The sequence below is a fragment of the Flavobacterium xylosi genome, assembly GCF_042787345.1.
GTDB lineage: Bacteria > Bacteroidota > Bacteroidia > Flavobacteriales > Flavobacteriaceae > Flavobacterium > Flavobacterium xylosi.
Map to the genome: position 1 here is coordinate 52543 of NZ_JBHZPZ010000002.1, position 17602 is coordinate 70144.

At 33.3% G+C, this 17602-nt stretch carries 19 protein-coding genes; 7 read left to right on the forward strand and 12 right to left on the reverse strand.

Annotated features, from left to right (window positions below):
- The 3 genes from ACFX5E_RS01785 to tsaB all read left to right on the forward strand — a co-directional run bounded on the left by ACFX5E_RS01785 (position 1) and on the right by tsaB (position 2559).
- Entirely contained in the window at positions 1–1299 is a 1299-nt protein-coding gene (locus tag ACFX5E_RS01785) for an efflux RND transporter periplasmic adaptor subunit (RefSeq protein WP_379853453.1), read from the forward strand.
- Between the two features lie 185 nt (positions 1300–1484).
- Positions 1485–1865, forward strand: a complete 381-nt coding sequence (locus tag ACFX5E_RS01790; protein ID WP_379853454.1) for a hypothetical protein — start codon at positions 1485–1487, stop codon at positions 1863–1865.
- Between the two features lie 25 nt (positions 1866–1890).
- On the forward strand, positions 1891–2559 hold the full coding sequence (gene tsaB, locus ACFX5E_RS01795) for a tRNA (adenosine(37)-N6)-threonylcarbamoyltransferase complex dimerization subunit type 1 TsaB (RefSeq protein WP_379853455.1): 669 nt from the start codon (positions 1891–1893) through the stop codon (positions 2557–2559).
- An 11-nt stretch (positions 2560–2570) separates the two neighbouring features.
- On the opposite strand, the gene ACFX5E_RS01800 is transcribed toward tsaB, so the two are convergent.
- The 4 genes from ACFX5E_RS01800 to ACFX5E_RS01815 all read right to left on the reverse strand — a co-directional run bounded on the left by ACFX5E_RS01800 (position 2571) and on the right by ACFX5E_RS01815 (position 5838).
- Positions 2571–3392: a mechanosensitive ion channel family protein gene (locus ACFX5E_RS01800; protein ID WP_379853456.1), complete on the reverse strand. Its 822-nt coding sequence runs from the start codon at positions 3390–3392 to the stop codon at positions 2571–2573.
- An 82-nt stretch (positions 3393–3474) separates the two neighbouring features.
- Positions 3475–4203 carry a hypothetical protein gene (locus ACFX5E_RS01805; RefSeq protein ID WP_379853457.1) on the reverse strand — a complete coding sequence of 243 codons (729 nt, stop codon included), beginning with the start codon at positions 4201–4203 and terminating at the stop codon, positions 3475–3477.
- A gap of 426 nt (positions 4204–4629) precedes the next feature.
- Entirely contained in the window at positions 4630–4830 is a 201-nt protein-coding gene (locus tag ACFX5E_RS01810) for a dodecin family protein (protein ID WP_073204318.1), read from the reverse strand.
- Positions 4831–4938: 108 nt separating this feature from the next.
- Positions 4939–5838 (reverse strand): NifU family protein, encoded by a 900-nt coding sequence (locus tag ACFX5E_RS01815; RefSeq protein WP_379853458.1) that lies wholly within the window; start codon positions 5836–5838, stop codon positions 4939–4941.
- Between the two features lie 151 nt (positions 5839–5989).
- On the opposite strand from ACFX5E_RS01815, the gene ACFX5E_RS01820 reads away from it, so the two are divergent.
- The gene (locus tag ACFX5E_RS01820; protein WP_379853459.1) at positions 5990–6988 is read left to right on the forward strand and encodes a PorP/SprF family type IX secretion system membrane protein; all 999 of its coding nucleotides are present in this window, start codon (positions 5990–5992) and stop codon (positions 6986–6988) included.
- A 15-nt stretch (positions 6989–7003) separates the two neighbouring features.
- Positions 7004–7522: a gamma carbonic anhydrase family protein gene (locus ACFX5E_RS01825; protein ID WP_379853460.1), complete on the forward strand. Its 519-nt coding sequence runs from the start codon at positions 7004–7006 to the stop codon at positions 7520–7522.
- Positions 7523–7535: 13 nt separating this feature from the next.
- Here ACFX5E_RS01825 and murI read toward each other — a convergent pair whose 3' ends face one another.
- The 8 genes from murI to ACFX5E_RS01865 form a co-directional block, all read right to left on the reverse strand.
- Positions 7536–8315: a glutamate racemase gene (gene murI, locus ACFX5E_RS01830; RefSeq protein ID WP_379853461.1), complete on the reverse strand. Its 780-nt coding sequence runs from the start codon at positions 8313–8315 to the stop codon at positions 7536–7538.
- 110 nt (positions 8316–8425) lie between these two features.
- Positions 8426–8926 carry an OmpH/Skp family outer membrane protein gene (locus ACFX5E_RS01835; protein ID WP_379853462.1) on the reverse strand — a complete coding sequence of 167 codons (501 nt, stop codon included), beginning with the start codon at positions 8924–8926 and terminating at the stop codon, positions 8426–8428.
- Positions 8927–8946: 20 nt separating this feature from the next.
- The gene (locus ACFX5E_RS01840; protein WP_379853463.1) at positions 8947–9969 is read right to left on the reverse strand and encodes an OmpH family outer membrane protein; all 1023 of its coding nucleotides are present in this window, start codon (positions 9967–9969) and stop codon (positions 8947–8949) included.
- A 33-nt stretch (positions 9970–10002) separates the two neighbouring features.
- Positions 10003–12732, reverse strand: coding sequence for an outer membrane protein assembly factor BamA (bamA, locus tag ACFX5E_RS01845; protein WP_379853464.1), 2730 nt, complete (start codon positions 12730–12732; stop codon positions 10003–10005).
- Entirely contained in the window at positions 12665–13405 is a 741-nt protein-coding gene (locus tag ACFX5E_RS01850) for an isoprenyl transferase (RefSeq protein ID WP_379853465.1), read from the reverse strand. The genes bamA and ACFX5E_RS01850 overlap by 68 nt, the downstream gene beginning before the upstream one ends.
- A 4-nt stretch (positions 13406–13409) precedes the next feature.
- Positions 13410–14093 carry a type IX secretion system protein PorG gene (porG, locus tag ACFX5E_RS01855; protein WP_379853466.1) on the reverse strand — a complete coding sequence of 228 codons (684 nt, stop codon included), beginning with the start codon at positions 14091–14093 and terminating at the stop codon, positions 13410–13412.
- A 156-nt stretch (positions 14094–14249) separates the two neighbouring features.
- The gene (locus tag ACFX5E_RS01860) at positions 14250–15134 is read right to left on the reverse strand and encodes an NAD kinase (RefSeq protein WP_379853467.1); all 885 of its coding nucleotides are present in this window, start codon (positions 15132–15134) and stop codon (positions 14250–14252) included.
- Between the two features lie 60 nt (positions 15135–15194).
- On the reverse strand, positions 15195–15854 hold the full coding sequence (locus tag ACFX5E_RS01865; protein ID WP_379853468.1) for a CBS domain-containing protein: 660 nt from the start codon (positions 15852–15854) through the stop codon (positions 15195–15197).
- Positions 15855–15967: 113 nt separating this feature from the next.
- Here ACFX5E_RS01865 and ACFX5E_RS01870 point away from each other — a divergent pair, with 113 nt between their 5' ends.
- Both ACFX5E_RS01870 and ACFX5E_RS01875 read left to right on the forward strand, forming a co-directional pair.
- The gene (locus tag ACFX5E_RS01870; RefSeq protein ID WP_379853469.1) at positions 15968–16681 is read left to right on the forward strand and encodes a pyridoxine 5'-phosphate synthase; all 714 of its coding nucleotides are present in this window, start codon (positions 15968–15970) and stop codon (positions 16679–16681) included.
- 106 nt (positions 16682–16787) lie between these two features.
- The gene (locus tag ACFX5E_RS01875) at positions 16788–17549 is read left to right on the forward strand and encodes an alpha/beta fold hydrolase (RefSeq protein WP_379853470.1); all 762 of its coding nucleotides are present in this window, start codon (positions 16788–16790) and stop codon (positions 17547–17549) included.
- Positions 17550–17602 lie beyond the last annotated feature (53 nt).

The window sequence follows — 17602 nt, forward strand, 5'->3', positions numbered from 1 at the left end:
ATGTCAAAAAAAACAATTTATATCTTAATTGGTAGCGTCGTAGTAATTATAGCATTATTGGTTGTACTTTCAAAAACGGGAGTTATTGGTAATAAAGATAAGGGAAAAGAGGTAGAAATAACCAAAGTGGATTCGTCAACAATCATCGAAACTGTTTCGGCTACAGGGAAAATTCAACCTGAAATAGAAGTAAAAATATCTTCAATGGTTTCCGGAGAAATTATTTCATTGCCTGTAAAAGAAGGACAAGTAGTGAAAAAAGGAGATTTACTGGTAAAAATCAATCCAGATTTATATACATCTGGTTTAAATAGAACAGTCGCCAATTTATCAGGAACTAAAGCTGGATTAAGTCAGGCGGATGCCTCTTTTAAAGAAGCCAAATCAAGTTACGACAGAAACAAAACTTTGTTTGAAAAGGGAATTATATCCAAATCAGATTGGGACAAAGCAATCGCTTCTTTTGAAGTGGCCAAAGCATCAAAACAAACTGCTTACTATAATGTTCAAAGCGCTTCAGCTTCTGTAAATGAAGCCAAAGACAATCTTGGACGTACCATTATTTATGCTCCCGCAGATGGGACGATATCTATGCTTAATGTTGAATTAGGGGAACGTGTTCTAGGAACGCAACAAATGGCAGGAACCGAAATAATGAGAGTGGCCAACTTGAATAATATGGAAGTTGAAGTAGATGTGAATGAAAATGATATTGTAAAAATAAAAGTCGGCGACGAAGCGAAAGTGGAAGTTGATGCTTATTTGAAAAAACAGTTTAAAGGAATTGTTACGAGTATTTCTAATTCGGCAAGTTCTTCTTTAACGGCTGATCAGGTGACTAATTTTAAAGTAAAAGTTAGAATACTTAAGGAATCATATCAAGATTTATTAGAAGGCAGACCATTGACTTATTCTCCTTTTAGACCAGGAATGACAGCGACTGTTGATATAATTACCAAAACAAAAAATAATGTTTTGTCCGTGCCAATCAGTTCAGTGGTCGTAAAATCAGATACTGCTGCGGTAGTTATAAGTAAAATGCCAGATTCTAAAACAGAAGTCAAAGATGCAACTCCTAAAAGTGATAAAAAATTTGAATGTGTTTTTGTAAAAGTAGGGGACAAAGCAAAAATCAGAATCATAAAAACGGGTATTCAAGACGATACGAATATTGAAGTTTTAACCGGTCTTAAAAAAGGAGATGTTATCATAACAGGTCCTTATACGACGGTGTCAAAGGATTTGAATTCTGGTGATAAAGTGACTTTGAAAACAGATAAAGACAAGGAGAAGAAGTAATTTTTTTTGTAAATTTTAGAATGCAAAGCTAAAATTCCAAGTTTTATAACCAGATTTGTAGTGTGATTTAGTTTGTCATAAAATAAATTACCCAAGTTTGTCATTCCGACAAAGGAGGAATATCATCATGTGATTCCTCCTTTGTCGGAATGACACTTTTTGGAAAAATAGAAACAAAAACAATTATGATTTTTGGAATTATTGCAGGCTTTATAATATATTTGTTTCTTCCAATAATTGGTTTAATTTGTTTTTTTAAAATTAAAAACAAAATGATTGTTGAAGGAATTAAAAATCAACCGATACTCGAAATATTTGTGCATTTCGTTACCTATGGTGGATTATTACTTGTGGTGCTGACATCATTGTTTTTGAAATGGTCTGTATTGGCTTCGCTTGGAACTTTCTATTTAATTATTGGAGCTCCAATTATCATGGGGATTGTAATATATAAGCAGGCAAAAAACAAAGAATTATCAAAATATCACTATTGGACTTACAACCTTAGTGTTTTGTATTTTTTAACAGCACCATTAACCTTTTTGGGCCTCTTTTTACTTGATTGAAAATAACTTTAAACTTTAAACTATTTTGTCCTACATACTCAACATCGAAACCGCTACTAAAAACTGTTCTGTTGCTCTCGCAAGAGAAGGAAAAACAATTCTATGCAAAGAAATTGCCGAAGAAGGGTATTCCCATGCCGAACGCTTGCATGTTTTTATTGAAGAAATCATAGCAGAAGCAGGAATTACAGTCAATGATTTAGTTGCGATCGCAGTAAGTCAAGGACCCGGCTCATATACTGGATTGAGAATTGGAGTTTCGGCAGCAAAAGGGCTCAGTTATGCTTTAGATATTCCATTAATTGCAGTTGATACTTTGAAAACGTTAGCTTCCCAGGCAGTTGTTTCAAATGGTTTAATTATTCCAATGATTGATGCCAGAAGAATGGAAGTTTACAGTGCCATATTCACTCCAAATTTAGAGCGCAAACGAGCAATTTTGGCTGAAATAATCACGGAAGATTCCTTTAATGATATAGAGGAAACGGTTTATTTTGTGGGTGATTGTTCCGAGAAATGCAAAACGGTTTTGACTAAAGAAAATTTTATTTTCTTAGATGAAATCAAGTATCCGTCTGCAAAGGAAATGAGTTTGCTGAGTTTTGAAAAATACAAAACAGGCGACACTGCAGATGTCGCTTATTTTGAACCGTATTATTTAAAAGATTTTATGATTACCACTTCAAAAAAATAAATTGTTCGGGATTATATTTTCGAAAATTCTTTTGCATAAGGCTGAACAACAATTCCGGCTGCATCAAATGCCAGTTTGCAATTTTCTAAAGTATCAGAGAAAATGGCGCCAAAATCTTCATTATTTGCCCAAGGTCTTACCGCAAGTTGGATAGCGTTATCCGTTAGGTTTTTTACGGAAACTTCAGCTATGGGTGTTTTAAGTATTTTTGGATTGTTGTTTAAAACGGTTGTAATGATGTCTTTTGCTTTTTTGATATCAGTGTCGTAGGAAATGGCGATTGTTAAGTCAGCTCTTCTGAATCCTTGCAACGAGTAATTGATGATAGTGCCGTTTGATAAAGATCCGTTTGGAACAAAAATGGTTTGGTTGTTGGCATTAATTAATTTGGTAACAAATATTTGAATTTCGCTTACTGTTCCAACAACGCCTTGCGCCTCTATTGTATGACCAACTTTAAATGGTTTAAAGAGAATAATTAACATCCCTCCCGCAAAATTTGATAACGAACCTTGAAGCGATAAGCCTACGGCAAGTCCCATTGCTCCAAGAATAGCGACAAAGGAAGATGTTTCTATTCCCAGATTTGAGATAAAAGTTATAAATAATAAAACCCTTAAAACCCAAAGCAGAATATCCGAAAGAAATTTAGTCAGCGTAGGGTCTAAATCTCTTTTTATCATCATGCTCCTAATGAATCTGTTGATAAGGCGAATGGTGTAAAGTCCTGCAAAGAGAATGAGAAATGCAGCTATTAATTTTGGGGAATAATCAATTAATACTTTAACAAAAGTACGGGCATAATCAGTAAGTTGATTAGGATCTAAGTTCATTTTTTTTAATAATAAAAAACCCTCTCATAGGAGAAGGTTCAGTTTCAGTGGCAAAAATACAAATTAATTATTTTTTTAATAGCTAATCTGCGTCTTCTTCTATTTTATTTATGGTTTTTTTGGCAATTTCTGCAGCTTCTGAATTGGCATCATTTACAAATTCGCTTGTTTTTTCAGAAATAGTTTCCGCGGTTTCTGAAGCAATAGCTTTAGATTCATCCACTATATCTTCAACTTTGTTTTTTGCAACGTCAGTAGTTTCTGAAGCAGTTGTTTTAGATTCATCTACCATACCTTCAACTTTGTCTTTTGCAACGTCAGCAGTTTCAGAAGCAGTTGTTTTAGATTCATCTACTATACCTTCAACTTTCTCTTTTGCAACGTCAGCAGTTTCAGAAGCAATTGTTTTGGATTCATCCACTACATCTTCAACTTTGTCTTTTGCAACGTCAAGGTTTTCTTTTGCACTTCCCGTCATTTTCGCAAAAGCATCTCCAGCTTTATCTGAATATTCGCTTACCACTTCCTTCGTTTTATCAGCGTATACCTCTGCTTTCTCTATAATTGGTGCTGCAGTTTCTTTTACTTTTTCTATTGTATCATGAGTAAATGATTCGGCTTTTTCAAAGTAAGGTGTTGCCGTTTCTTTTGCTTTTTCAATTGTTTCCTCTGCAAAAGTCTCTGCTTTTTCAAGATAAGGTGCTGCTTTTTCTTTTGCCTGGTCGTAAGTCGTTTCGGCTTTGTCGACCAATTCACCAGCTGTTTCTTTGGCTGAGCCAAATAAATTCTTTAAAAATGATAATACTCCCATGATATATTTATTTGATTAGTCTTACAATATTAAGCAATTTTTTTTAAGATTGTTCTAATGTATCGTTAATAGTTTGCTGAAAATCAGTGTTTGGTGTTAAACAGCTTTTGTTTTTAACATAGGTAAAATAATATTTCTTCATCTTTATAATTCTCAGTTGAAAAGGGCGATCTGAATTTTTTGGGTTGTAGCCAATCACAGAATTCCAAGCTTTCCAATGAACTGGATTGTTGATCTGTTGTAATAGATAAGGATTAGTTTCTTCTGAAGGTAGGTTTTTTTTTAGCCCCGCTAGCAGTGGAAATCCTTTGCAGTCCTGAACTTGTTCAGGGCTGGAAAGATTGAAACGAATAGCGGGAATAGCTCCTAAACTATATAAAAAAAAGCGTCTCGAATGAAACGCCTAAATTTTTTATTAAAATTAATCTATTCGAGTTCGAATGTCAATTTTAAATTTACTCTGTATTCTGTAATCTTACCATCTTTTACGGCTGCACTGTGGTCTTTAATATATGCTGATCGTATGTTTTTTAACGATGTAGCCGCTTTGGCAACTCCTTTTCGAGCTGCATCTTCCCAACTAATTTCTGAATTGGAAAGTACTTCAATTACTTTTAATACTGACATGATTTCTAGGTGTTAAATTAGATATTAAATGTACCAAATTTTTTAAAATTTTAATTTAAAATTGGCTGTTTTTTAATTTAATATTAACATTGTCAGTTGGTTGTGTTTTTATGCATTGACTGCTTCCACTTTGATGTTTTCATCATTAAGCATGCTTTTCAGCATATTTTCTATACCGCTTTTTAGTGTAAATGTTGATGAAGGGCAACCGCTGCAAGCACCTTGAAGTATTACTTTTACGGTTTTGTCAGTTTCGTTATACGAATCGAATGCGATATTTCCACCGTCAGCCTGTACGGCAGGTTTTACATACTCGTCCAGGATGTTGATGATTTGTTGTGAGGTCACATCCAGATTATCAAACTCTATTGCTTTAGTATCTTCTTTTGCTGTGACTGCTTGAATGAAATTTTCATCTAGAACTGTTCCTCCGTTCTCAATATATTGTTTAATGAAACTTCTTAATTCTAATGTTATTTCCTGCCATTCATTTATTTCATATTTAGTTACCGAGATATAATTTTCATCGATAAAAACTTCTTTCACATAAGGGAATTTGAATAATTCTTTTGCCAATGGTGATGCACCTGTTTGATCAATGTTTTTGAATTCGATAGCGTTTTTGGTCAACATTCTGCTAACCACAAATTTTAAAGCTGCCGGATTAGGAGTTGTTTCTCCGTAAACAGTTATTGGCTGTTTTTTTGTTTTATGTTCTTCTATATTGATGATTATCCCACCATTATTTACATATGTGTCTATTTGCTCCGAAACGGCATCCTTAACGTCTTCCCATTCCACAATGCTGTATTTTTCAATTGCAATAAAATTTCCGGAGATGTAAATTGTTTTTACAAATGGCAAGTAAAATAATTGTTGCGCAAGGGGAGAATCTTTAGCTTCATCTATGTTTTTGAATTCAAAACTTTCGTTTTGAGTGATGAAATCTTGGAATTCAAATTTAAGTATGGTAGGGTTTTGTGTTTCTTTTATGCTAACTTTTGTCATGATCTTTGTAAATTTCTACAAATTTAGTGAAGATATTTTCCACGAATCGCTATATTTGAATATTAATAAAATAAATTAACATTAATTTAGTTATCTAGCTAATTATTGTTAATTTTATTGGTTAGACAATCTTTTATATAATTGTATTTCAATGTATAACAAAATTAGACTTTTAGCACTCCTGTTTTTTATATCACACTATTCTTTTTCACAAGAAGGTGTAGCTGTTTATTCGGATTATTTGTCAGATAATTATTATTTGATTCATCCATCAATGGCTGGTGCTGCAAATTGTGCTAAAATTAGGCTAACTGCACGTAAACAATGGTTTGGTCAGGAAGATGCTCCGGAACTTCAAACACTAAGTCTTAATGGAAAAGTAAGTGAAAAAGCAGGAGCAGGGATTATTCTTTTTAATGATAAAAATGGATATCATTCTCAAAAAGGGGTTAAGCTTACCTATGCCTATCATCTTATGTTTTCAAGAGATGAAATAGATTTGAATCAATTGTCTTTTGGAATTAGCGCAGGTTTAATCCAAAGCCAATTAGACGAAACAGCGTTTATGCAATCGGGAGATTGGGATCCTATTATCGATGGAACCATAGTACAAAAAGATTCCTATTTCAATGCTGATTTCGGGGCTTCCTATAATTATTTAGACTTTTATGTTCATGGTACGGTTAAGAATGCAATTGAAACGAGGAGAGATATCTACACAGAATATGAAAGCGATAATTTAAGAAAATTTTTATTGAGTTCGGGTTATGTTTTTGGAGATAAAGACAAAATATTATGGGAACCATCAATTTTATTTCAATTGGTCGATAAGACTAAAGAGAAATCAATTGATCTTAATATGAAAGCCTACAAAGATTTTGATTTTGGAAAGCTATGGGGAGGCTTGTCTTATCGTAGAAGTTTTGATAGTGCTGAATATACAGATGGTTCCGGAGTTTCTAAACAGAGGCTTCAATATTTCACTCCAATTGTTGGGGTAAATTTCAATAATTTCATGTTTGCCTATACTTATTCACATGTTTCAGGCGCTATGAAATTTGATAACGGTGGCTATCACCAAATTACTTTGGGAATCAATTTATTTTGCAAACCTGAAAAATACGAATGTTATTGTCCTGCAATAAATTAATTTTATTTTATATCCATGTTAATTAAATCTGTAAACGGAAAATCTCCTTCTATACCGGAAGATTGTTATGTAGCCGAGAATGCTACTATTGTTGGTGACGTTAGTTTTGGTTCTTTTTGTAGTGTTTGGTTTAATGCTGTAATAAGAGGCGATGTAAATTTCATCAAAATAGGCAATAAAGTTAATATACAGGATGGTGCCGTTATTCATTGTACCTATAAAAAGCACCCAACAATTATAGGGAATAATGTTTCAATTGGCCACAATGCCATTGTACATGGTTGTACGGTTCATGACAACGTATTAATTGGAATGGGAGCAATTGTTATGGATAATTGTATTATTGAAAGCAATTCTATTGTTGCCGCCGGAGCTGTAATTACTCAAAATACGGTTGTTGCTTCAGGGTCTATTTGGGCCGGTGTTCCTGCCAAAAAGGTAAAAGACATCGACCAATCTGATTTTGCAGGGGAAATTGAACGTATATCCAATAATTACGTAATGTACTCCAGTTGGTTCAAGGAAGAAGTTTAACAAACCGAATTTATTAAAAATCAATTTTTTCTAAGGTGTATTTATTCTCTAAAATTTCAGCTAATACTTTTGAATCGGTATTAGTATAGAAAATCGGCTCCCCTTTTTCGGCCGAAGAAAAGCCTGTTTTTTCCCTTAATATTTTTTGGGTTTGTTTGGCAACGGCCTCTCCGGAATCAATAATTTGGATATGTGTTGGAAGTATTTTTTTTATTTGGGGAATAAGATAAGGGTAATGGCTACAGCCCAATACTAAATAATCGATATTAGCTTCAATCATCGGAGTAAGATAGGAGCGAAGCAATTTTGCCATTTCAGGTGAATTGATTCCTCCCTGTTCTATTAACTGAACCAATCCATGACCTATCTGTTCAATTATTTTGGTATCTTGATACTTCTCGGTGGTTTTGTTAAAAAGGGCACTGTTTAGCGTTCCTTGTGTGGCAAGAATTCCTATAATTTGTGTTTTCGAATGTGAAACGGCTGGCTTTATTGCCGGTTCTATTCCAATAAAAGGAACATCGTACTTTTCTCTCAATTCCTCTATTGCATTTGTAGTTGCGGTGTTGCAAGCCACTACTATCAATTTGCATTTCATGTTGAGAAGGAATTCAGTGTTTTTCATGCTTAGTGCAATAATCTCCTCTTTTGATTTCTGACCATAAGGAGCATTTTTGCTGTCGGCTAGGTATATTGTTTTTTCATTGGGAAGTAAATGATGTATTTCCTTCCAAATTGAAGTTCCTCCAATTCCTGAATCGAAAATACCTATTGGATTATTGTTGCTGTTCATAAAACAAAGTTAAGAGCTAAGATTTAAATATCCTAAAATTTATTTTGACAAAAAAAACTGCTCAATCCCAAATTTTGGGTGAGCAGTTTTGTAAACTAATTGCGTATTTTTTAGAAACCTAAATCTTTTTTCACATCAGCAGTCAAGTTTGGACCATCAGCTAATAAAAGTGTAGAGCCATCTAATACATATTGAAAACCTTTTGCTTTACCTACTTTCTGGATAGAAGTTCTTACTTTGTCCATTAATGGTTTAACGATATCTGATTCTTTTTGTTGCAATTCTTTTTGAGCATTGTCTCTGAAATCAACAATTCTTTTCTGCATATCTTGAACTTCTTTTGAACGTTCTCCATTAACTGCTTCAGTTACTGTTGCAGATTCTGCATCGTATTTTTTTAATTTTGTTTGGTATTCCTCAACCATTTTTTTATAATTCGCATCATAAGTACCACTCAATTTTTCCAATTGTTTTTGAGCGTCAATCATAGCTGGCATTTTAGACATAATTTCACTTACATCAACATGTGCTGTTTTTGCTTGTGCATTAATTGTTTGATTTGCGCCAAAGAATAGTATAGCGGCAATTAGTAAAGTTTTAATTTGTTTCATCGTTTTTAAAATATTTAATATTAATTTTTGTTTGTATTTTCTTTTAATTTTTCAGCGTTGGCTTTTTTCACCGCTTCTCTGTCTTCCAGTATTTTTTTCTTTTTTTCCTCTAACGCTTTTTTACGATCTTCGATTACTTTTTTACGTTGTTCTAAAACCGTTGCTCTTTCGTCAGCTTGTTTAATTTTGGCATCCTCAATAACTTTTTTTGAAGCTAATTTAGTGGAGTCATTTGCAACTTCGGTTGTTTTTGTTTCCTCTGTTTTTGATGAGGCAGAAACCGTGCCATTTTTTTTAGATTCTCTTTCGGATATAAGTTGTTTTCTTCTATCGTCAAATTCTTTTTTCTTTTGTTCTTGAAGCAATTTTCGATCAGCAATAACCTGATCTCTTGCTGCTTTTTTTTCATCTAAAGCTTTCTTTCTATCGGCTAAAACTGGATTTTCATCCAGTGCATCTTCTTTATTTTCTTTCGTTTCTTGATCCTTAAGCTGTTTTTTTGTTAACTGCTCTCTTTTTTCAGTACGATTCAGTACCCGTAAAACCTGCTCGCTGATGTCAAACCTTTTGGCTGTGAAAAGCATTGTCAAATCAGAAGATTTATCAAAAATAAAATCATATTTCTTTGCTTCAGCAATGTCCTGAATGGCAGTAAATACTTGGTCTTGTATTGGCTTTGACAAAACTAATTTTTGTTGAATTAAATCTCCATTTGGCCCAAATCTTTTCTGCTGATACTCTATTATTTCATTTTCAAGAAACTTGATTTCAGTTTCCCTTTCTTCAATGAGTTCTTTTGTTAACAAAGCTTTTTCTGCCTTTAGCGCCTCTTTAACTTTATTGACTTCTATCTTTTTCACCTCAATTTCCTGCTTCCATTTTTGGGCCTTTTGATCTAATTGGCTCTTCGCTTCCGTATAATCGGTTACATTTTGTAAAATATACTCCATATCAATGTAGCCGATTTTGGTACCTCTGGTTTGCCCATTCATTGTGCTTAGTACAATAAAGGCTAAAAATGGAAATAAAAATTGTTTTCTCATAACGGTGATGTATTAGAAAATTCTATGTCATTTTTAAAATTGTTGTCCAATTATAAAGTGTGTTTCCCATCCATTAGGTTTCGCTGTTCCTGGTAAAGCATCAAAGCCATATCCAAAATCAATACCTAATAATCCAAAGGCTGGCATAAATACACGTAATCCAACGCCAGCAGAACGACTTAATGCAAACGGATTATAATTTTTGAAATCTTTATAAGAAGAACCCGCTTCCAAGAAAGTCAAGGCATAAATTGATGCTGATGATTTTAAAGTTATAGGATAACGCATTTCTAATGAAAATTTATTATAAACTGTTGCTCCAATTTGTTCTCCTGTATCGTTTACCGGTGTCAATGAATTGTTTGGATAACCTCTTAATTGGATGTTTTCTCTTCCGTCCATCGCGAAATTCGCTAATCCATCACCACCTAAATAGAATCTTTCAAACGGTACAACACCTCTATCTTGGTTGTATGCCCCAAGGAATCCAAATTCAGTTAGTGTTCGAAGTACTAATTTACCATAAATTTTTGTGTACCAATCCGCTTTGAACTTTATTTTGTAATATTCTAACCAATTAAATTTCTTTTGGTCAACTAGTGCAGGGTCAGCAGCGGCATCTTGATAGTTGAAAACCTTATTTCCGGCTGCGTCTATATAGTCACCTATTTTAACAGTATTTCCGTTTGCATCAGGTGCATTTGATCGGTCAATGGTGTTTTTTAATTTATATTCTTCTTTGTCGCCCAATGTAGCATAATCAATTCCATTCATCAAAGAGTAAGGAGGCGTCACTTTCGCCGAAATACTAAATTCTGAACCATACATAGGGAAAATTGGGTTAGTTCCTTTGTTACTTCTTGTTAATCCTATCGTGTAAGCTAAGTTTCTGGATGTTCCATTTCCAAAAGTAAATAATCCAGTATTGTAATTATTTAAATCATAATGTTGGTAACTTACAGATTGAGACAATACAAAGAAATCATCTGGTTCAGTCAGTCTTTTTGCTAATCCTACGGACAATGTTAGAATATTAAAACTTTTAGTTTTGTCAACTCTTTGTGTAACAAAGTTATTTAAAAACTGTTTGCTGTACGATAAAGACGTGCTAAATTGTACTGGTTTTTTTTGTCCAAACCAAGGTTCAGAAAACGAGACACTGTACGTTTGAAAAAAGGTACTGGCTTGTAATCGTAAGGAAACTTTTTGCCCGTCACCCATAGGTAATGGTTTGTATGCTTCTTTATTCAAAAGGTTTCTTGCAGAAAAATTGTTAAATGACAATCCTAATGTACCTATGAAACCTCCACCACCGTAACCACCTTGAAGTTCTATTTGACTTGAACCTTTTTCTACAAGTTTATATTCTATATCAACTGTTCCGGCTCCAGAATCTACATTTTTAAATACAGGTTCAATAGCTTCCGGATCAAAGAATCCCAATTGTCCTATTTCTCGAACAGTTCTTACCGTTTCTTCTTTACTGTATTTTTCTCCCGGTTTAGTTCTTAATTCGCGGTAAATTACACGGTCATTTGTTTTGTCATTTCCTACAACCGTTATTTTGTTGAAATACGCTAATGGACCTTCGGTAACTCTAATCTCAAAATCGATAGTGTCGTTTGCGGTTTTTACCTCTACAGCGTTAATATTGGAAAATAAATAACCGTTATTTTGGTATAAATTGGTAATGTCCTCACCGTCTGGTTTAGATTTATCTGCAATTCTTTTTTCAAGAAGTACTCCGTTATAGGTTTCTCCTTTTTTAACACCTAATATTCTACCCAATAATTGATCTGAATAGACCGTGTTTCCTAAAAATTTAATGTTCCCAAAATAGTATTTGTTTCCCTCTTCAACATTTATTTTAATTGCTAACGCATTTTTATCTTTATTATAAGTAACCGAGTCCGAGAGTATTCTGGCATCACGATATCCTTTTTCTTTATAAGCGGCGATTACTTTTTCTAAATCGGTTTTGTATTTTGCCTGTACAAATTTAGATGCTTTTAAAACATGTAAAAGACTCTTTTGTTTGGTGTCTTTCATTGCTTTACGCAAATTCTTGTCAGATAGTTTGTCATTTCCTACAAAATCAATACTGTGAATTTTTACTTTATCCCCTTTATCAATAGTAACAAGCATGTTTACTTGATTTACAGTTGACGTATCTTTTATGGTAGTGATATTTACTTTAGTATTGTAATATCCATCTTTTTTGTATTTACTTTCGATGTAGTTTTTAGTGGTGGTAATTAAATTTTCATTTACTATTTTACCTTTAGTAAGACTGTTATCTTTTATTAAACCTTCCGTTTTATTTTTCTTAACTCCTACAAACTTAACTTCATTTAACTTTGGCAATTCTACTAAGTTTAAATCAAGGTAAATACTATCGTTTTGTATTTTATTTATGTAAAATGAAATTTCATCAAAAAGACCTAGTTTTCCAAGTTTTTTAATAGCGCTGCTTATTTCTTCGCCCGGAATGGTTATTTCCTGTCCTTTTTGAAGTCCTGCAAAAGTTATTACGGTCTGATTGTTAAAACTTATTTTACCAACAACTGCAACATCTGCTAGAATATATTTTTTTCCTTGGTCAAAAGGTACTCGATCTTGAGCTTTAATTTGGGTAAAACTTCCAAAAACTAATAAGGTAAGGGCTATTCCTATTTTTTTATGTAACACTAAAAAATTATTTAATTTGTTCACTTGTTTTTCCAAATCTACGTTCTCTTTTTTGATAACTAATAATAGCCTCATATAAATCTTGTTCTTTAAAGTCTGGCCACAATATATCAGTAAAATATAATTCTGCGTAGGCAATTTGCCACAGCAAAAAATTACTTATTCTATGTTCTCCGCTTGTTCGTATTAATAAATCTACATCCGGTAAATTTTGCGTGTAAAGATGCTCATTTATAATTGAATCATCAATAGTGTCTATTGAAATTATATTATTTTTAACTTTACTGCAAATGTTTTTTACAGCACTGACTATTTCTTCTCTGGATCCGTAGCTTAACGCCAGTGTTAATGTCATTTTTGTGTTGTCCTTTGTTTTATTTATCACATCAAGAAGCTCCTTTTGAGCAGATTTTGGTAATTTTTCCAAATTGCCAATAGCATTCAGTTTGATGTTGTTTTTTTGCAGTGTTACAAGTTCTTTTTTTAATGAATTGATCAGTACTTTCATTAAAGTTTCGACCTCTAGTTTTGGTCTGTTCCAGTTTTCAGATGAAAAAGCATATAAAGTAAGAAATTCAATTCCTAATTTAGCGCTAGCTTCGATGATTACTTTAACCGATTTTGTTCCACTTTGATGTCCCAAAGACCTCAAAAGGCCTTGTTGTTTTGCCCAACGGCCATTACCATCCATAATGATGGCTAAATGTTTGGGTAATTTGGTTGCGTCAATTGTATTTAATATATCCATTTTTTTATTCTACACAATAACAAGGTTTGTTTCCAAAAGTATATGTTAAGGTAAGTCCCGAGAAAACATACCAGTCATTATTGTTTATGTTGCCAAATTGTAAGTTTTGTAAGTTTTCATTCTTGGGATTGCTTCCGTCTATATCATCTGCATAGGTATATCTGGCACCCACTTCCAATCCTAAAACAAAATTAGATGTAATATTTGATTTTATACCTAAAATCATAGGTATCGCTATAGTTCCGTGATTAGCATCTGATCTTGCTGTTCCACCTACAAAAAATAAACCATCGTATCGAACATAGCTTAAACCAGAGTATACATAAGGTGTAATTTTGGGACGTAGTTCATGCAAATTAAAATCAAAAAAATTAAATTCGAGACCAGCAGAGAACTCTTTGATGCTGTTTTCAAAACGATAACCTCTCTGATTTCTACCAGCTTCTTCAGAATTTAGATCGTTTGCTGTAATTTTTGATTGTGTATATGAAAATCGATAGGAATGTCTTGGACTTTTATTCCATTTATAGAGCAATCCGATGGCAGGTTCATTGGGTGATATGTAAGAAGTAGAACCTACATCACCTATAAAGTTGATTCCGCCAACAAAAACACCAATCTCATGAATTTGAGCTTGTAATGCCATGAAAGGGAATAGCAATAGAAAAAAGTTAAAAATCCGGTTCATTTAATTAAAAATTGCGTGCAAATATAATAATTATCAATATGATTCAATACCTATTTAGTTAATTGTATGTTTTTTATAAAAACAAAGATAAATTGGTATTTTATTAATCCAAACGTAAAAAAGTTATGGAATCGTATAGGATTAATTATAAATGCTTTAATTCCTTTTGTCTTCTCCCCAAAGTAATTTGGTACGTAGGGTTTTTAAAAATGTTTCTTCGGGAATTTCTACCATGTTTATTTGAAAGGGAGTTTTCTTGATAGTTAGAATCGATTCGTTTTTCACTGATGTAATTCTGGAGTCTAAAGAAACGAGATAATTTTCCTCTCTACCGGTAATTTTTAATCGGATTTCAGTTTCATCTGGAACAACAAGCGGTCTTGCGTTCAGATTATGAGGAGCTATAGGTGTGATAACTAAACTTTTTACATCGGGGGTAAGTATGGGACCGCCACAACTCAAAGAATATCCCGTTGAACCCGTTGGTGTGGAAATAATCAAACCATCTGCCCAATAGGAATTTAAAAATTCATCATTCAGATAGGTATCTATTGTGATCATCGAGGTCGTGTCTTTTCTGCTGACAGTGATTTCATTCATTGCAAAATTAATATCCTGAATGGATTCATTATTTGGGGAACACGATAAACTCAGCAACGTTCTTTTTGAAAGGGTGTATTTTTTTTCAATTACAAATTGCATAAACGCTGCAATATTTTCTTTTTGCACCGTGGCTAAAAAACCCAAGCGGCCAGCATTTATGCCTAATATCGGCACACCAGAATCTCGAACTAAAGTAGCGGCTCTTAAAATAGTTCCGTCTCCGCCAATGCTGATCAGCATATCAAAACTTTGGTCTAATTCTGTATGAGATTCAAAAGTTTTGTATACTTTTCGAACAATGTTTTTTTTGTAAAGTATTTTCAAAAATTCAGAATCAATAACCATTTCTACCTTATTGGTATTAAAAAAAACGAAAATGTCTTTAATTATCGGTTCGGTGCTGTTTTGGTAATATTGTCCGTATATGGCTACTTTCATCTTGTTGTTTAATCGTTTAATCGCTGCTATGTTTATTCGGAGAACTGCTCAAACGATGAACTATATATTGAGATATTTATCTAAATAGTCAGAACGTTCTTTTAAGTTATTGATGTAATTGTCTTCTTGATGTTCGGATATAATTTCATAATTATACCTTCTGAAAGTCTGGATGATTTCATTCATTGCGCCCAGAGTTATTTTCAATGTAACTTGAACACTTTCTACATCCGCTTCAGAAATGAATAAGCCTAAAAGTTTTCCATTGTTGCTTTCAACTATTTGTGTGATTTGACTCATGGAATAATCTAAAACTGCTTTTTTAACAATAATAATTCCTCCTGGCTCTTTCAAAAACGGAGTTTCATGAAAAAATCTCATGATGTCTTCTAATTCGTAATAGCCTACATATTTATTATTTTCGTCCAAAACGGGAACTAAATTAGTATGATTCTTTGCGAAAATTTCTAAAACATCCAACCAGATTGTATTTGTTCTAGCAAAAAAACCATCTAGAGTAAATCGATAATCTGCTATTTTTTTGTCATTTTCAAAAGTCACAATGTCATCTTCGGCTACACTACCAATATAAACTCCCTCCTCAATTACGGGAAAATGCGAAAAGTGCAAATCATTAAATAAGTCTTGAACATCCGCAATCGTATCTTGGCTGTCAATCGCTTTAAAATCATTGGTAATATACTCTGTTATTTCTGTCATAAATCAATCTCAATATTTCATGCAAAATAATCAAAAATAAGCAAAAACTCCTAGGTTTTACTTTGTATTTTTGTCACAACAATTACTATTTTTCACAATCAAAAAGTGTTCCAATGACAAAGTTAAGTGTAAACATCAATAAAATAGCTACTTTACGTAATGCACGGGGCGGAAATGTTCCCGATTTATTAAAGGTCGCAGCCGATATTCAAAAGTTTGGAGGTGAAGGAATCACCATTCATCCCCGTCCAGATGAGCGTCACATCCGTTATCAAGACGCCCGAGATTTGAAATCCATTGTTTGCACCGAATATAATATTGAGGGAAATCCAGAAAAAACATTTATTGATCTTGTTCTGGAAATCAAACCGACCCAAGTTACTTTGGTGCCGGATGCTGTCGATGCGATAACTTCAAATGCCGGTTGGAACACCATAAAACATGCGGATTATCTAAAAGAAGTTGTACAAGAATTTCAGCGCAACGGAATTAGAACTTCTATTTTTGTCGACCCGGTTCTCGAAATGATTGAAGGCGCTAAAAAAATTGGAACCGAAAGAATCGAATTATATACCGAAGCATTCGCACATGAATACAGTTTGGGTAACAAAAGAGGCATACAACCGTATATGGAATCAGCAATTTTGGCCAACCAAATCGGATTGGGAATCAATGCAGGCCATGATTTAAGTTTGGATAATATTCAGTTTTTCAAAGAAAATATACCGGGATTAGTGGAAGTTTCTATCGGGCATGCCTTAATTTCCGAAGCTATTTATCTGGGTTTGGATAATGTAATCAACATGTATTTGCAAAAATTAAAGTAATTTTCTAAAATCATTAAGAAATTAAGACGGATTAAGTCAAAAGCTTAATAACCTTAATTTCTTAATGGTTTATAATTTAAATTATAACGCTAAAATCTAAAATCATATGCTTTTTTCAAAAATAGAAGGTTCAGGCAAACCACTTTTAATTCTCCACGGCTTTCTGGGAATGTCCGATAATTGGAAAACACTGGGAACGCAATTTGGCGCCGAAGGTTTTCAAGTTCACATGATCGATCTGCGCAATCATGGACGAAGTTTGCATTCGGAAGAATTCAGTTATGAAATAATGGTTCAAGATATTTTAGAGTATTGCCAAACTCATAATTTAGAAAAAATCAATATAATTGGACATTCCATGGGTGGGAAAGTGGCCATGATTTTGGCAATAACGCATCCGGAATTAGTAGACAAATTAATTGTTGCTGATATTGGACCAAAATTTTATCCGCAACACCATCAGGAAATTCTGGCGGGATTAAATGCCATTGATTTCTCCAAGAAACCAACCCGAAGCGAAGTAGAGGGAACCATGTCTCAATATATCTCTGATTTTGGAACGAGACAATTCTTAATGAAAAGTTTGTATTGGCAGGAGCCAGGACAACTCGCCTTCCGATTTAATCTGGAAGTTTTCAATAAAAAAATGGAGGAGATAGGAGTAGCGTTGCCGCAAAATACCATTTTTGAGAAACCAACATTATTCATACGAGGTGGAAAATCTAATTATATTTTGGACACTGATTTCGAAAACATAAAAGAGCATTTTCCGAATTCCATTTTTGAAACAATTCCTAATGTAGGGCATTGGCTTCATGCAGAAAATCCAACCTTATTTCATCAAATAACAAGTTCTTTCTTAAAATAAATTAATCAAATTTAAATTTTTCTTACATTTATTTAAATTTTAAAACAAAAATT

Coding starts and splice junctions, on each gene's coding strand:
- ACFX5E_RS01805 (WP_379853457.1), bottom strand. CDS start 4,203: ATGGGAGTATTATCATTTTTAAAGAATTTATTTGGCTCAGCCAAAGAA.
- ACFX5E_RS01870 (WP_379853469.1), top strand. CDS start 15,968: ATGACAAAGTTAAGTGTAAACATCAATAAAATAGCTACTTTACGTAAT.
- murI (WP_379853461.1), bottom strand. CDS start 8,315: ATGAACAGCAACAATAATCCAATAGGTATTTTCGATTCAGGAATTGGA.
- ACFX5E_RS01840 (WP_379853463.1), bottom strand. CDS start 9,969: ATGAGAAAACAATTTTTATTTCCATTTTTAGCCTTTATTGTACTAAGC.
- ACFX5E_RS01815 (WP_379853458.1), bottom strand. CDS start 5,838: ATGACAAAAGTTAGCATAAAAGAAACACAAAACCCTACCATACTTAAA.
- ACFX5E_RS01850 (WP_379853465.1), bottom strand. CDS start 13,405: ATGGATATATTAAATACAATTGACGCAACCAAATTACCCAAACATTTA.
- ACFX5E_RS01825 (WP_379853460.1), top strand. CDS start 7,004: ATGTTAATTAAATCTGTAAACGGAAAATCTCCTTCTATACCGGAAGAT.
- ACFX5E_RS01875 (WP_379853470.1), top strand. CDS start 16,788: ATGCTTTTTTCAAAAATAGAAGGTTCAGGCAAACCACTTTTAATTCTC.
- ACFX5E_RS01810 (WP_073204318.1), bottom strand. CDS start 4,830: ATGTCAGTATTAAAAGTAATTGAAGTACTTTCCAATTCAGAAATTAGT.
- porG (WP_379853466.1), bottom strand. CDS start 14,093: ATGAACCGGATTTTTAACTTTTTTCTATTGCTATTCCCTTTCATGGCA.
- ACFX5E_RS01785 (WP_379853453.1), top strand. CDS start 1: ATGTCAAAAAAAACAATTTATATCTTAATTGGTAGCGTCGTAGTAATT.
- ACFX5E_RS01865 (WP_379853468.1), bottom strand. CDS start 15,854: ATGACAGAAATAACAGAGTATATTACCAATGATTTTAAAGCGATTGAC.
- ACFX5E_RS01800 (WP_379853456.1), bottom strand. CDS start 3,392: ATGAACTTAGATCCTAATCAACTTACTGATTATGCCCGTACTTTTGTT.
- ACFX5E_RS01835 (WP_379853462.1), bottom strand. CDS start 8,926: ATGAAACAAATTAAAACTTTACTAATTGCCGCTATACTATTCTTTGGC.
- bamA (WP_379853464.1), bottom strand. CDS start 12,732: ATGAGGCTATTATTAGTTATCAAAAAAGAGAACGTAGATTTGGAAAAA.
- ACFX5E_RS01790 (WP_379853454.1), top strand. CDS start 1,485: ATGATTTTTGGAATTATTGCAGGCTTTATAATATATTTGTTTCTTCCA.
- ACFX5E_RS01860 (WP_379853467.1), bottom strand. CDS start 15,134: ATGAAAGTAGCCATATACGGACAATATTACCAAAACAGCACCGAACCG.
- ACFX5E_RS01820 (WP_379853459.1), top strand. CDS start 5,990: ATGTATAACAAAATTAGACTTTTAGCACTCCTGTTTTTTATATCACAC.